The sequence below is a fragment of the Streptomyces sp. SGAir0957 genome (assembly GCF_043523415.1).
In genome coordinates this window covers 5,528,020-5,542,470 of sequence record NZ_CP027293.1, presented here as the reverse complement: position 1 = coordinate 5,542,470, position 14,451 = coordinate 5,528,020, and the positions used below count along the sequence as shown (strand labels likewise).

Here is a 14,451-nt window from a genome sequence, read left to right as displayed (position 1 = left end):
CCCGCTCTCGGACGGGCTCAGCTCGGACGGGCTCAGCTCGGACGCGCTCGGCTCGGACGGGCTCGGTAGCAAACGCTGAAGGGCGTTCAGGCGCGGGCGGAGGCGGCGGTGGAGGTTCGGGCTCGGGCGCCGGACGTGCGGCGTACGGCCGGGGCGGCGCAAACAATGCCTCCGCCCGCGACCGTGTCCGCTCCGCCGCGAGCTGCCTGCGGCGGGCGCTCCGCCGCACGACGTGCCGGTGTCGGGCCCGACCGTCGGAGGCGGGGCCGCGGCCTGGCCCGCTGGATACGTGTGCTGTCCGTGACAGTGATCGAAGTGCCATGCCACGAGACGGTAGACATTCCGCGCCGCATCGGTGGATCTTGGTCAATTCCCGGGGACAGCCCCGCACTTGTGGAAAACCTGGTCACCCACACGAGGCACCCACACCAGCCGACGGACTCCGCCCAGCAACCCCGCCCCCGCCCAACGCCAAGCCGCAAGCCGCAAGCCGCAAGCCGCAAGCGCCCAGCCCCGCCTCACCCCCGAGGCGACACCACAGCCCCCACCAACCCGGGCCCGGTATGCGCCCCGATCACCGCCCCCACCTCGCTGACATGCAGCTCACCGAGGCCCGGCACCTGCTCGCGCAGCCAGCCGGACAGCGCCTCCGCCCGCTCCGGCGCCGCGAGGTGGTGCACGGCGATGTCGACCTGCCCGCTGCCCGCCCGCTCGGCGACGACCTCCCGCAGCCGCGCGATCGCCTTCGACGCGGTGCGGACCTTTTCCATGAGTTCGATGCGGCCGCCGTCCAGCTGAAGCAGCGGCTTGACGGCGAACGCGGAGCCGAGCAGCGCCTGCGCCGCCCCGATCCGCCCGCCGCGGCGCAGATAGTCCAGGGTGTCGACGTAGAAGTAGGCGGAGGTGCCCGCGGCCCGCTTCTCCGCCGCGGTGACCGCCTCGTCGACGGTGCCGCCCGCGTCGGCCGCCTCCGCCGCCGCGAGCGCGCAGAAGCCGAGGGCCATGGCCACCATCCCGGTGTCCACGACCCGCACCGGGATCGGCGCCTCCTTGGCGGCCAGTACCGCCGCGTCGTACGTCCCGGAGAACTCGGCGGACAGGTGCAGCGAGACGATGGCGCTCGCGCCGGACTCGGCGACCTTGCGGTAGGTCTCGGCGAACTGCTCGGGGCTCGGCCTCGACGTCGTCACCGAGCGGCGCTTGCGCAGTGCCTCCGCGACCGAGCGGGCGGAGATCTCCGTGCCCTCCTCGAGGGCCCGATCGCCCAGGACCACGGTCAGCGGCACCGCGGTGATGCCGTGGTCCTCCATCGTCCGCTGCGGCAGGTAGGCCGTTGAATCGGTGACGATCGTGACATGGCGGGACATGCACCGGAGGTTACCCGCCGGGGCCGCCCCGCGGCAGTCCGGGCCCCCGCCGCCTTCGTGGGGCCGGCGAGGTCAAGTCGTGCTCTCGGGGCGGGGATTCTTCTGCCACGGATAGGTGGGTCGCACACCTGGCGGCGTGATCGCGGGCCGTGCGGGCTCCTGGACCGGCGGTGCGGGCTCGGCGGCCGAGGACGACGGGGCCGACGACGAGGGAGCCGCCGAAGCCGAGGGAGCCTCCCCGGCCGGGGTCCAGTGCCGCAGCGCCCCCGTCTCCACGTCGATCTGCGCGCCGAGTACGTACAGGTCGTCGTCGGCGAAGTGCCCGGCCCGCTCCCGTGCCGCGTGCCGCAGGTCGTCGGCGGACGCCGTGATCTTCTCCGTGCGCGCCTTCAGCTGGGGCAGCAGGCCCCGGACATGCGCCTTGTCGGGCTCGCGCTCCAGGCGCTTGAGCTCGTCGTCCAGGGCGCGCCCGTGGACGCTCAGGCGCTCGAAGAGGCCGAGGGCCTCCTTGAGGGAGTCGTCCTCGCGCACGCGCGTATGGAGCGTGTCCTGGGTGGCCCGCATGGAGGTGCGCAGCTTGAGCCGCAACTGAGCCAGGTCCGCCGCAGCGCCGGGCTGCGCGAACGTCCTTGCGCGCAGGGTGGTGTCCTCCACCGCCCGCCGGGCTTGGTCGACCTTGCGGTCCACTCCGCGCTTGGCGGCGCCGACCGCCTTCACCGTCGCGTACACGCCGAGCACCAGGCACAGGATGAAGATCAGCGCCACGATCGTCAGCACAACTTCCACGGCGCTCCTCCAAGTCGTCGGCCCGCTCCCCTCCACCGTAAACGGAGCGGGCAGGCCGAGGGTTCCTGCGGAACCCCCAACCTGCCCGTAGGGAACAACCCTGAGCGCGTTTACGCGGGCACGATGTTCACCAGCTTCGGCGCCCGCACGATCACCTTGCGGATGCCGGCGCCGTCCAGTGCGGCGACGACCTTCTCGTCGGCCAGGGCGACCTTCTCCAGCTCCTCGTCGGAGATCGACGGGGAGACCTCCAGGCGCGCCTTGACCTTGCCCTTGATCTGCACGACGCAGGTCACGGACTCGTCGACGACGTACGCCGGGTCGGCGACCGGGAAGTCCTGGTGGACGACCGAGTCGGTGCGGCCCAGCTTGCGCCACAGCTCCTCGGCGACGTGCGGGGCCAGCGGCGCGATCAGCAGCACCAGGCGCTCGGCGACCGAGCGCGGCAGGGCGCTGCCCGCGTACGCCTTGACCAGGTGGTTGTTCAGCTCGGTGACCTTGGCGATGGCGGTGTTGAAGCGCATGCCCTCCAGGTCGCCGCGGACGCCGTCGATCGCCTTGTGCAGGGCGCGCAGGGTGGCGACGTCGATGTCCGCCTCGGCGACGTCCGCGACGGTGACCTCGCCGGTCGCCTCGTCGACGATGTTGCGCCACAGCCGCTGCAGCAGGCGGAACTGGCCCACCACCGCGCGCGTGTCCCACGGCCGCGAGACGTCCAGCGGGCCCATCGCCATCTCGTACAGGCGCAGGGTGTCCGCGCCGTACTCGGCGGCGATCTCATCGGGCGTGACGGCGTTCTTCAGGGACTTGCCCATCTTGCCCAGCAGGCGCGTGACCTTCTGGCCGTCGTAGTAGTAGGCGCCGTCGCGCTCCTCGACCTCGGCGGCCGGTACGGCGATCCCGCGCGCGTCCCGGTAGACGTAGGCCTGGATCATGCCCTGGTTGAACAGCTTGTGGAACGGTTCGGCCGACGAGATATGGCCCAGGTCGAACAGCACCTTCGACCAGAAGCGCGCGTACAGCAGGTGCAGCACGGCGTGCTCGGCGCCGCCCACGTACAGGTCGACGCCGCCGGTGGGCATGGTGTCGCGCGGGCCCATCCAGTACTGCTCGACCTCGGGGTCGACCAGCTTCTCGCTGTTGTGCGGGTCCAGGTAGCGCAGCTCGTACCAGCAGGAACCGGCCCAGTTGGGCATGGTGTTGGTCTCGCGGCGGAACTTGCGCGGGCCCTTGCCGTCACCCAGGTCCAGGGTGACGTTGACCCAGTCCTCGTTGCGCGACAGCGGGGTCTCGGGCTGCGTGTCGGCGTCGTCCGGGTCGAACGTGCGCGGGCTGTAGTCCTCGACCTCGGGCAGCTCCAGGGGCAGCATCGACTCGGGCAGCGCGTGGGCGACGCCGTCCTCGTCGTAGACGATCGGGAAGGGCTCGCCCCAGTAGCGCTGGCGGCTGAACAGCCAGTCGCGCAGCCGGAAGTTGACGGTGCCGTGGCCGATGCCCTTGCGCTCCAGCCACTCGGTCATCCGCGCCTTGGCGTCGGCGACGCCCAAGCCGTCCAGGCTGATGTCGTCGCCCGTCGAGTTGACCAGCTTCGCCTCGTACGCGACGAACGCGTCGTCCCAGGTCGACGGGTCGGTGCCGCGGTCGTCCGACGGCTCGACCACGCAGCGCATGGGCAGCTCGAAGGCGCGCGCGAACGCGAAGTCGCGCGCGTCGTGCGCCGGTACGGCCATGATCGCGCCGGTGCCGTAGCCCATCAGGACGTAGTCGGCGATGAAGACCGGGACCCGCTCGCCGCTGACCGGGTTGACCGCGTACGCGCCGGTGAAGACGCCGGTCTTGTCCTTGGCCTCGGCCTGGCGCTCGACGTCCGACTTCGAGGCGGCCTGCTTGCGGTAAGCGGCGACGGCCTCGGCCGGGGTCGCGTGCCCGCCCGTCCACACCTCGTGGGTGCCCTCGGGCCAGGCGGCCGGGACGATCCGCTCGACCAGGTCGTGCTCGGGCGCCAGGACCATGTAGGTGGCGCCGAACAGGGTGTCCTGGCGGGTCGAGAAGACGGTGATGGCCTCGGTGGCGTCACCGGAGCCCGTCGGGACCGCGAAGTCGATGCGGGCGCCCTCGGAGCGGCCGATCCAGTTGCGCTGCTGCAGCTTGATCGCGTCGGGCCAGTCCAGGCCGTCCAGGTCGTCAAGCAGGCGGTCGGCGTAGGCGGTGATGCGCATGTTCCACTGGCGCAGCTTGGCTTTGAAGACGGGGAAGTTGCCGCGCTCGGAGCGGCCGTCCGCGGTGACCTCCTCGTTGGCCAGGACGGTGCCCAGGCCCGGCGCCCAGTTGACCGGCGCGTCGGAGGCGTAGGCCAGGCGGTAGCCGCTCAGGACGTCGGCCCGCTCGGTCTCGCTCAGCTCGGCCCAGGCGCGGCCGCCGTCGACGGCGCGCTCACCGGACTCGAACTGCTTGACCAGGTCGGCGATGGGCCGCGCCTTCTTCAGGTCGTCGTCGTACCAGGAGTTGAAGATCTGCAGGAAGATCCACTGCGTCCACTTGTAGTACTCCGGGTCGATCGTGGCGAACGACCGGCGCTTGTCGTGGCCCAGGCCCAGGCGGCGCAGCTGCGCCTTCATGTTCTCCATGTTGGCCTCGGTCGACGTGCGCGGGTGCGTGCCCGTCTGCACGGCGTACTGCTCGGCGGGCAGGCCGAACGCGTCGAAGCCCAGGGTGTGCAGCACATTGTGCCCGGTCATGCGCTGGAAGCGGGCGTAGACGTCCGTGGCGATGTAGCCCAGCGGGTGTCCGACGTGCAGGCCCGCACCCGACGGGTACGGGAACATGTCCATGACGTACTTCTTGGGGCGTGCGGCCAGGCCGGAGTCGTCGGCCAGGTCACCGGTGGGGTTGGGCGCCTCGTAGGTGCCGTGCGTGTCCCAGAAGTCCTGCCAGCGTGCCTCGATGTCGGCAGCCATGGCCGCCGTGTAGCGGTGCGGCGCGACCGCCGCCTCGGAAGCGGCGGCGGTGTTCGTCTCGCTCATGATCCTCAAAGCTCCATCGATCGTCTCTGCCGGCGGCCCGTGCTCGAAAATGAAAAAGCCCCTCGCACAGGAGGGGACGCCGCGCCGATTCCGACCTCACGCCCAGGGGGCGGGTCGGGACTGATCAGCGCGGCTCACTAAGCAGAAGGCATACGGCACGCATGGCGTCAGGGTACCGCAGGGCCCGCGCGAGCCGCGACGGGCTTCCTCGCGCCCCAGCCATGACCAATGGTTACTCCGCGTACCGGCCGCTATCGGGGCAACACCCGTGCCGGATCGCCGCAAGATAACGGCGGGATAACTCAAACCTCGTACTGGCCGGTATGCGCCGACCTAGAGTGCGGGCTGTGGGTCCACTGTGCCGAACCTTTCGGAGTCGCCCCCATGTCTCCTCGAACCCCTCACACATTGAACTCCCCGCACTTCCCCGGGAGTTCGCGTCACTTCAGTCACAGCCGCCGCGCGAGAACGGGGGTGGTGAGCGCGGCGGCCATCCTCCTCATACCCGTGGTCGTGGTCACAGGGAGCGACGCCTTCCGCGCGGCGCTCGACTTCACCACGGGCGTGCTCTCCCTGGTCGCCCTCACGGCGTCCGTCGTCTGGGGCCTGGTCGCCTCCGACCGCCTGTTCCTGACCTCCAGGCAGCGCCTGCTCGCCCAGGGCGTCCACCGCGCCACCGCGGTCGCCTCGCTCGGCTTCCTGCTGCTGCACGTCAGCGTGAAGCTGGCCCTGGCCCACGTCACGCTCGTCGAGGCGCTGATCCCCTTCGGGGCGGGCGCCACCGGCAGCAGCGGGCTCATCGGCCTCGGCGTGCTCGCCGGTCTCCTCATGGTGGCCACCGGCGTCACCGGCGCCCTGCGCAGCTCCATGGCCTCCCCCGCCGCCCTCGCCGCCCGCTGGCGCGCGACCCACATGCTCGCCTACCCGGCATGGTGCCTGGCCCTGCTGCACGGCCTCTACGCGGGGCGCCAGCCCAAGACGTACGTGGTGGTCCTGTACGGCCTGTGCCTGCTCGGGGTCGCCGGAGCCGTGGCTCTGCGGGCGGCGCCGCGATCGGTCAAGCGCAAGGTCGCCGCCCGCATCCTCGCCTTCCTCGACCCGGGCCCGCGAGCACCGGGTGCGCCCGAGGGGGTGTTACGTAACACCCGGGCCGACTCGCGTGTGCCTGACGAGGTCATACGTAACACGCCGCCCGGCCCGCACGTGCCCGGCGAGGTCATACGTAACACGTACCCCGAGGCTCCGCCCCGCCCGGCACCACCGCCGCCCTCGGCACCCGCCTCCGCCGGCGTCGGCTTCTCGGCCGCCTATCGCGCCGTGTCCGCCGGCCCTCGCATCGAGACGCCGCCCGAGGTCGCGCCCGCGCACCGCTGGCCCGCGCCGTCACCGCCACCTCCGGCCCAGGCCCCGCGGTCCTCGTACAACCCTCTGCACGAGACCCCCTACGAGGGTGTCCCCGCCGTCCCCGCTTACGAGGAGCTCCCCTCCTACGAGGGCGGCGCCCCGCACAGCGTCTCGTACGGCGCTCCGCACAGCACCACCCACGACGTCTCGTACAGCACCACCCACGACGTCTCGTACGGCGCCCCGCACAGCACCGTGTATGAGCCCGACGCGGCCTACGAACCCCCCACCGAACCGCTCCCCGGCCCCTTTCAGGCCCCCGCGCCGGGTGAGCCGTGGACCACGCCCTACGGAGGCCCGCAGTGAACACGGCGCTGCCCGATGTGCCCGAGGTCCGCGTCGTCGGGCTTCCCCAGCTCACGTCGGGGTTCGACCTCGTGGACCGGCTCGACCTCGACATGCACCTCAAGGTCCACGGCCCGCTGAAACCCATGGCGGGCGAAGCGCTCGCGCAGCTGGCGCAGGCGGTGTCGCTGCGCGGCAGGGGCGGCGCGGGTTTCCCGTTCGCCAAGAAGCTGCGCGCCGTCGCCGAGTCCGCGATCCGGCGCGGCGTACGCCCGGTCGTCGTCGTCAACGGCAGTGAGGACGAGCCCGCCTGCCGCAAGGACACGGTGCTGCTCAACCGGGCCCCGCACCTGATCCTGGACGGCGCGCTGCTGGCCGCGGAGGCGCTCGGCGCGCGCACGCTCGTCGTGGGCGTGACCCGCGACTCCACGGAGGCGTCGATGCAGGCGGCCCTCGCCGAGCGCGGCCTGTCGAACCGGCGGAACGCGCCGCTACGCGCGCGTGTGCAGCGCAACCCCGTCCGCATGGTGACGGGTGAGTCCTCGGCCCTGATCCGCTCCGCGGACGGCGGCCCGCCGATGCCGCCAGGCCGCAAGGTGCGCGCCTCCGACACCGGGGTGGGCGGCGCCCCCACGCTGCTGTCGAACGCGGAGACGTTCGCCCAGCTCGCCGTCGCCGCCCGGACGGGCCCCGAGCGCTACTGCCGCACCGGCCTGCACGACGAGCCCGGCACGCTCCTGCTGACGCTCTCCGGCGCCGTCACCCGCCCGATGGTCCTCGAGGTGCCCTCCGGCGTCCCCCTGCGCTACGTGCTCCAGCTCGCGGGCGCTCCTCCGCTCCCCCAGGGCGTCCTCACGGGCGGCTATCACGGCAAGTGGCTGGACGGGGTCGGCGCGCAGGACGCCATCGTCTCCCGCGCCTCCCTGGAGGCGAGCGGCGGTGCGCTCGGCGCGGGCGCGATCCTGCCGATCGGCCCGGACACCTGCCCGCTCGGCGAAGCCCTCAAGGTGGCGCAATGGCTGGCCTCCGAGAGCGCGGGCCAGTGCGGCCCCTGCTACCTGGGGCTGCCCGCCGCCGCGCGCGGCCTGGAGGACGTCCTGAACGGCGGCGGCCCCACGGCCCTGGAGGCGCTGCGCGAGGTCACGCGCGCGGTGAAGCGGCGCGGGGCCTGCAAGCACCCCGACGGTTCGGCGGCGTTCATCGAGTCGACGATCTCCGCGTTCACCGACGACCTGGCGGCGCACGTGCTCGGCGCCGGGTGCGGCCGTCCGGTGCGCGGGGTGCTGCCGCTGCACACGCAGGCACCGGCCGGGGCGGCGCCGAGCGGCAGGCGGCTCGCGGTCGACTGGACGCTGTGCAAGGGGCACGGGCTGTGCGCGGACATCGTGCCGGAGCTGATCCAGCTCGGCCCGGACGGTTTCCCGGCGGTGGCGGACGTGGCGGTCCCGCGCTACTCGGAGGCGAACGCGGTACGCGCTGTGCGGCGGTGCCCCGCGCTCGCCCTGCGCCTGGAGGAGGACGGGTCGGCGCCGCCCCGGCCGGCGCTCCCGCCCGCCCTGCCGCCGGGCCGCAGCCGCGCCCGCAGGTGATCCCGCGCAGGTGACGTGCGCATACGAAAGCGGGCCATCCGATCGGATGGCCCGCTTTCTTACTGCTTCCAACTCTTGTGGAGCTAAGGAGAATTGAACTCCTGACCTCCTGCATGCCATGCAGGCGCTCTACCAACTGAGCTATAGCCCCTTGCGGTGTTCCGGCCGGTTCCCCTGGCGGTTTCCCCGGCGGCGACGCCAACATTACACGGTCACCCAGGTGCATCACCAAATCGTTTCCCTTCTGACCTGCTCTGGGCGGAAAGAGGCGGGTTGCTGCCGCTAGGGTCGCCTGACGTGACCGCGCTCGTCCTGTCCCGCGCCCCCCACCGTGTGCCCGTGGCTCTGGCCGTCTGCCTGCTCTCCTTCGGGGGCTTCTGGCTGGCCCAGCGCGCCGCCCACGTGTCGATGATCGACTTGATGGTCTACCGGGCGGAGGGCGCGACCGTACGGGCCGGCGGCGACCTGTACGCGCTGCGCACGACACACGCCCGGCTGCCCACCACGTACCCGCCGTTCGCGGCGCTCCTCTTCGCGCCGCTGACGCTCCTCGACGTCGCCGCCATACGCGCCGCCGCGACCGTCGCGAACCTCGCGCTCCTTGTCGCCTTCGCCCAGTTGTCCTTGCGGCTTGTGGGACGCCCCGCGCGCGTGGAGCACGCCCTGTGGGTGGCGGCGTTCGCCGTGTGGTGCGAACCGGTGTGGACGACGCTGCGCTACGGGCAGGTCAATCTGCTCCTGGCCGTGCTCGTCCTGTGGGACCTGACGCGGCGGCCCGGAAACCGCTGGGTGGGGGTGGGCATCGGGGTGGCCGCCGCGATCAAGCTGACGCCTGCCCTCTTCGTCGTCCTCCTGCTGGCCACGGGCGCCGCGCTGGCCCTCACCGGGCAGGGTGCCTGGCGGCCGTGGCTGCGGCACGCGTGCGTGGCGGTGGGTACGTTCCTCGGTGCCACGGCGCTGGCCGCCGCCGCGCTGCCGTCCGACTCCTGGCGGTTCTGGACCCGGATGATCTTCGACGCGGGCCGGGTCGGGCACGCCGAGAACACCGCGAACCAGTCGCTGCGCGGCGTCCTGGCCCGCCTCCTGCACACCGGCGACCCGGGCCCGTGGTGGGCGCTCGCCGCCGCCGTGACGGTCCTGCTGGGGCTCGCTGTCGCCGTCGCGGCGGCGCTGCGCGGACGGCGGGCCGAGGCGGTGGTGGCGTGCGCGACGACCGCGCTCCTGATCAGCCCGGTCTCCTGGTCGCACCACTGGGTGTGGTGCGTGCCGCTGGCCCTTCTGCTGTGGGAGGCGGGCCACCGACACGCCGTCGCGCTCCTTGCCGCGGTTTTCTGCTCGTACGCCCTGTGGTGGGTGCCGCACGGCAGTGGGCGACCCGAACTACGTCAAGGCGGAGCGCAGTTAGTACTGTCCGCGCTCTATGTGGGCGCGGGCTGCGCGTTCTTGGCGTACGCGGCATACGCCGTGAAGGCGCGCACGGCGGTCAGGCGCGGGCGAACGAATAGAACCGTTTGAGCGTGCAGTGCTCGTCGAGGAGGCGGCCGTAGATCGGCTCGCCCTCCAGCTCACGGTACGTCTCGATCGGGTCGCCTTTTATGATCAGCGCCCGCGCGCACTCCTCGCACCAGTACTGGTAGTTCGGGTTCGTCGGCTCCATGTCGCGCACGATCGGCGTACCGCTGCCGCACCAATCGCACTTCCGCCTGTGTGCACCCATGTCTATCCGCTCAGCTCCAGCTGTGGCCGCAGGCCGTGCACACGTACGAGATCCCGCCGTTGTCACCCAGCATCTGGGCGACATGGAGGGAACCGCAGGACGGACAGTCGAGGAGAACGTCCACGAAGGGGAAGGCGTCACCGGAGGATCGGGGCGGGAACCGCAGGGCCGACGCGGACTTCGCAGGTGACACGGGGACGCCGAGGAGACGGTCGGTCTCCTCGATGATGCTCAAGGGCATCGTGCGGTTCCTCCCCTCGGGCCGTTCTCACCGGTCGGACTCGGCCCCCTTCCGGCCGTCCGATTCTGCCACGGCCGGAGCAATACGGTCAGCGACGCCTGCGTACCAGTCCGGATACGGCGCCCAGGGCGGCCGCCCCCGCCAGCGCATAGGTGCACATCAGGAGCGCGTCCGCAGAGGTATACGCCCCGGGGGCGCCGCCCGTCTCAACGCGTTGCAGGAAAAGTGCGCCAAAAGCGGCCACCCCGAGAAGTTGGCCGAGTTGTGTCACTGTGGCGAGCAGTCCGCTGGCGTCGGCCGCCTCCTCCGGCCGCACCGTGGCGAGCGCCCGCGTGAGCGTCGGGCTGAATCCGAGGGACAGCCCGGCGCCGAGCGTCATGAAGGACACGTAGAGCCAGAGCCCGCCGTCCCCTCCGCCCCGCAGCGCGAACCCGGTGCCGAGCGCCCCTGCCGCCGCGAGCACGAACCCGCCCGGTGTCAGCACCCGCTGCCCCCGCGCGGGCCAGCGCCGCCAGGTCAGCCCGACCGCGCCGAACACGACAGCGGCGGGCGCGAACGTCAGGCCGCCGCGCAGCGCGCTGTACCCGAGGCCGCTCTGCAGGTGCAGCGTCAGCGTGAACAGGAAACCGGCGTTCACGGCCATCGCCGCGAAGATCTGGAGGACGGCCGGGCCCATGCCGGGCACGCGCAGCACCCGCGGCGCGATCAGCGGGGCGCCGCCGCGCCGGGCGAGAGCGGCCTCGTAGGCGCAGAACAGCGCGAAGACCACGACGGAGCCGGCCAGGCACAGCCAGGACCACAGCGGCCAGTCCGCCTCCTCGCCGAGCACGAGCGGCACCGTGAGCAGGCAGACGGCGCCGCCGAGCAGGACGAGTCCCGGCAGGTCGAGCGGGCGCGCCCGCTCCGCGCGGCGAGCGCCGTCGCGGGGCAGTTCGCGGTGGCCGAGGGCGAGCAGGGCTAGGCCGACCGGCACGTTCACCAGGAACACCGCGCGCCAGCCCGTGCCCAGGAGGTCGGCGCTGACCAGAACGCCGCCGAGCACCTGCCCGGCCGCCGCGCCGACGGCGAGGACCGCCGCATAGGCGCCGAGCGCGCGAGTGCGGGCCTCGCCTGCCGAGTGGCGCTGGATGAGGCTGAGCACCTGCGGGATCATCAGCGCCGACCCCGCGCCCTGCGCCATGCGGAACGCGATCAACTGGCCGCTGCTCCCCGCCAGTCCGCAGGCGAGCGAGGCGGCGGTGAACAGCGCGAGCCCGGCGAGCACGGCCCGCCGGTGCCCGAACAGGTCGCCGAGGCGCGCACCGGTGATCAGGAGCACCGCGTAGGTGATGGTGTAACCGGCGATGACCAGCTGCAACGCGGCGCCCGACGCGTGGAGTTCGGTGCGCAGGGTGGGGGCGGCGACGTTCACGATGAACACGTCGAGCACGGCCATGAACTGGGCGGTGAGGACCACCGCGAGCAGCCTGCCGCGGCGGCCCGCGGTGCCGTTGTCAGTGGCGGCGGCTTTACTGGAGTCGGAAGTGGGGGAGCGCGGACTTTCCGGGGTGGTTGTCGTCATGGTGCGAGCCTGGCGGCGGCCGGGGCCGGGTCGTGAGAGCCCGCTGATGCTGGTACCGGCAGCACCCGGTACGCGCCTTCCGGGGTGCGTGGCCGGCGCGCAGGATGGGGGATGTGAGGACGATGACCGCGACGGACCGCACAGCGAAGCCCGGGGCGGAGCACCCGGCGAGGGACACGGCCGGGCGCACGACCGACCGCCGCAGGCCCGAGCTGGCCGCTTTCCTGCGCAGCCGCCGCGCCAGAGTGAGCCCGCAGGACGTCGGCATGGCGCCGGGCCCGCGCAGGCGCACCCCGGGCCTTCGCCGCGAGGAGGTCGCCCAGCTCTCCGGCGTCGGCGTCACCTGGTACACGTGGCTGGAGCAGGGCCGCCCCATCAACGCGTCGCCGCAGGTCCTGGACGCGGTGGCGCGCACGCTGCGCCTGGAGCGGCCGGAGCGGGAGCACCTGTACCAGTTGGCGGGGGTGGCGTACGACGCGGCGCCGGAGGCCGTCGCGCAGGCGGTCGCGGCGGATGTGCAGGGCATTCTCGACGCCATGGACCCGCTCCCGGCGGTGGTGTACAACGCGCGGTACGACCTGCTGGCCACGAACCTCGCCTACCGCCTGCTCTTCCGGGTCCGCGAGGATCTGCGGGACAGCGGCACGGGGCGGGTGGCCAACGCCATGTGGACCTTGTTCGTGGCCCCGGAGGAGCTGTGCCCGCTGCTCATGCGGGAGGACGAGCTGCCCGTCATGGTGGGCATCCTGCGTTCGGCGTACGGGCGGCATGTGGGCGAGCCGGCCTGGGAGGAGTTCATCCGCGCCCTGTCCGGGGCGAGCGACTCCTTCGACGGGCTGTGGCGGGGCGGTGACGTCGCGCCGCCCGGCCGCTACGTCAAGACGTTCCGCCACCAGGCGCTCGACGGGGAGCTGCGCATGACCTCGACGTCCCTGTCGATCGACAACATGCCGGAGTGCCGCATCGTCGTCTATACGCCGGTGGACGAGGAGACCCGCGTGCTGCTCGGCACCTTGCGCGCGGACAACGAAAGATCCCGCCCCTGACGGGACGGGATCTTCGGTACCTCTGGGGTACTTGCTGTGGAGCTAAGGAGAATTGAACTCCTGACCTCCTGCATGCCATGCAGGCGCTCTACCAACTGAGCTATAGCCCCTTGCCGTGTTCTTTCCCCCGGTTGTTTTCCCGGCGGCCCGAACAAGAAGAACTTTAGCCTGCGACCTGCCGGAAAGTGAAATCCGGCCCCCGCTGCCGACGGGGACCGGCTCAGTCGTCGTCGCCGAGGACCGGCTCGGGCAGCGTGCCCGCGTTGTGCTCGAGCAGCCGCCAGCCGCGCGCGCCCTCGCCGAGGACGGACCAGCAGCAGTTCGACAGGCCCCCGAGCCCCTCCCAGTGGTGGGACTCCAGACCGAGGAGGCGACCGATGGTGGTGCGGATGGTGCCGCCGTGGCTGACCACGACGAGGAGGCCGTTCTCCGGGAGCTTGTCCGCGTGCCGCAGCACGACGGGGGCGGCCCGGTCGGCGACCTCGGTCTCCAGTTCGCCGCCGCCGCGGCGCACGGGCTCGCCGCGCTTCCACGCGGCGTACTGCTCGCCGTACCGGGCGATGATCTCGTCGTGCGTGAGGCCCTGCCACTCACCGGCGTACGTCTCGCGCAGGTTCTCGTCGTGCGTGACGTCGAGGGCGGTCAGGGCGGCCAGCTCGGCGGCGGTGGCCGCGGCCCGCTTGAGGTCGGAGGCGACGATGGCGTCCGGCCTCAGCGAGGCGAGCAGCCGGGCCGCGCGGCGGGCCTGGGCGACACCGGCCCCGGTCAGCTCGATGTCCGTGCTGCCCTGGAAGCGGCGCTCCAGGTTCCAGGACGTCTGGCCGTGCCGCCACAGGATGACGCGGCGGCCCCGGGTGGAGCCGCTGGTCAAAGCACCTCACCGCCGAGGTCGCGCATCTCCTCGGCCTCCGCCGCGGCCTGCTCGCGCTGGGAGTGCTCGGCGGCCTTGCCGCGGGTGGCCTTGGCGTCGGCGGGCAGCTCCAGCTCGGGGCAGTCCTTCCACAGCCGCTCCAGGGCGTAGAAGACGCGCTCCTCGCTGTGCTGGACGTGGACGACGATGTCGACGTAGTCGAGCAGGATCCAGCGGGCGTCGCGGTCGCCCTCGCGGCGAACCGGCTTGGTGCCGAGCTGCTTGTTCAGCTGCTCCTCGATCTCGTCGACGATCGACTTGACCTGGCGGTCGTTGGGCGCGGAGGCGAGCAGGAAGGCGTCCGTGATGGACAGCACGTCGCTGACGTCGTAGGCGATGATGTCGTGCGCGAGCTTGTCGGCGGCCGCCTGCGCGGCGACGTTGATGAGCTCAAGGGAACGGTCAGTGGCGGTCACTACATGGCTTTCGGTCGGCGGTCAGAGCCCCGGAGATGTCACGGCCGGGGGTACCTCAAGGGTCTCACGGACCGCCGGATGGCCTTACGGCTTTCCCCGCGGCCCC

Annotated in this window: 12 protein-coding genes and 2 tRNA genes; 4 read left to right on the top strand and 10 right to left on the bottom strand. The window is 72.3% G+C overall.

Features of this window, described 5'->3' with window-relative positions:
• Positions 1-518: 518 nt before the first annotated feature.
• The 3 genes from C1N81_RS29725 to leuS all read right to left on the bottom strand — a co-directional run bounded on the left by C1N81_RS29725 (position 519) and on the right by leuS (position 5,176).
• Positions 519-1,367, bottom strand: coding sequence for a DegV family protein (locus tag C1N81_RS29725; RefSeq protein WP_394434203.1), 849 nt, complete (start codon positions 1,365-1,367; stop codon positions 519-521).
• Between the two features lie 72 nt (positions 1,368-1,439).
• On the bottom strand, positions 1,440-2,153 hold the full coding sequence (locus C1N81_RS29720; protein WP_394434201.1) for a hypothetical protein: 714 nt from the start codon (positions 2,151-2,153) through the stop codon (positions 1,440-1,442).
• A gap of 110 nt (positions 2,154-2,263) precedes the next feature.
• Positions 2,264-5,176, bottom strand: coding sequence for a leucine--tRNA ligase (gene leuS, locus C1N81_RS29715; RefSeq protein WP_394434199.1), 2,913 nt, complete (start codon positions 5,174-5,176; stop codon positions 2,264-2,266).
• A gap of 477 nt (positions 5,177-5,653) precedes the next feature.
• Here leuS and C1N81_RS29710 point away from each other — a divergent pair, with 477 nt between their 5' ends.
• The gene (locus tag C1N81_RS29710; protein WP_394434198.1) at positions 5,654-6,886 is read left to right on the top strand and encodes a cytochrome b/b6 domain-containing protein; all 1,233 of its coding nucleotides are present in this window, start codon (positions 5,654-5,656) and stop codon (positions 6,884-6,886) included.
• On the top strand, positions 6,883-8,454 hold the full coding sequence (locus C1N81_RS29705; RefSeq protein ID WP_394434196.1) for an NADH-ubiquinone oxidoreductase-F iron-sulfur binding region domain-containing protein: 1,572 nt from the start codon (positions 6,883-6,885) through the stop codon (positions 8,452-8,454). The genes C1N81_RS29710 and C1N81_RS29705 overlap by 4 nt, the downstream gene beginning before the upstream one ends.
• 78 nt (positions 8,455-8,532) lie before the next feature.
• Here the strand turns inward: C1N81_RS29705 and C1N81_RS29700 are convergent.
• Positions 8,533-8,605, bottom strand: a tRNA-Ala gene (locus C1N81_RS29700).
• A gap of 146 nt (positions 8,606-8,751) precedes the next feature.
• On the opposite strand from C1N81_RS29700, the gene C1N81_RS29695 reads away from it, so the two are divergent.
• Positions 8,752-9,969: a glycosyltransferase 87 family protein gene (locus C1N81_RS29695; protein ID WP_394434194.1), complete on the top strand. Its 1,218-nt coding sequence runs from the start codon at positions 8,752-8,754 to the stop codon at positions 9,967-9,969.
• Here C1N81_RS29695 and C1N81_RS29690 read toward each other — a convergent pair.
• The 3 genes from C1N81_RS29690 to C1N81_RS29680 all read right to left on the bottom strand — a co-directional run bounded on the left by C1N81_RS29690 (position 9,938) and on the right by C1N81_RS29680 (position 11,973).
• Complete coding sequence (locus C1N81_RS29690; protein ID WP_394434192.1) at positions 9,938-10,171, bottom strand: hypothetical protein; 234 nt, start codon at positions 10,169-10,171, stop codon at positions 9,938-9,940. The two genes, C1N81_RS29695 and C1N81_RS29690, sit on opposite strands and share 32 nt — an antisense overlap.
• A 10-nt stretch (positions 10,172-10,181) precedes the next feature.
• Positions 10,182-10,412: a hypothetical protein gene (locus C1N81_RS29685; RefSeq protein ID WP_394434190.1), complete on the bottom strand. Its 231-nt coding sequence runs from the start codon at positions 10,410-10,412 to the stop codon at positions 10,182-10,184.
• A gap of 88 nt (positions 10,413-10,500) precedes the next feature.
• Positions 10,501-11,973 (bottom strand): MFS transporter, encoded by a 1,473-nt coding sequence (locus C1N81_RS29680; RefSeq protein WP_394434188.1) that lies wholly within the window; start codon positions 11,971-11,973, stop codon positions 10,501-10,503.
• Between the two features lie 122 nt (positions 11,974-12,095).
• On the opposite strand from C1N81_RS29680, the gene C1N81_RS29675 reads away from it, so the two are divergent.
• Entirely contained in the window at positions 12,096-13,019 is a 924-nt protein-coding gene (locus C1N81_RS29675; protein ID WP_394434186.1) for a helix-turn-helix transcriptional regulator, read from the top strand.
• A gap of 37 nt (positions 13,020-13,056) precedes the next feature.
• Here C1N81_RS29675 and C1N81_RS29670 read toward each other — a convergent pair.
• The 3 genes from C1N81_RS29670 to rsfS form a co-directional block, all read right to left on the bottom strand.
• A tRNA-Ala gene (locus C1N81_RS29670) sits at positions 13,057-13,129 on the bottom strand.
• A gap of 110 nt (positions 13,130-13,239) precedes the next feature.
• On the bottom strand, positions 13,240-13,890 hold the full coding sequence (locus C1N81_RS29665; RefSeq protein ID WP_394434185.1) for a histidine phosphatase family protein: 651 nt from the start codon (positions 13,888-13,890) through the stop codon (positions 13,240-13,242).
• Entirely contained in the window at positions 13,887-14,345 is a 459-nt protein-coding gene (rsfS, locus tag C1N81_RS29660; protein ID WP_394434183.1) for a ribosome silencing factor, read from the bottom strand. The genes C1N81_RS29665 and rsfS overlap by 4 nt, the downstream gene beginning before the upstream one ends.
• Positions 14,346-14,451: the final 106 nt, after the last annotated feature.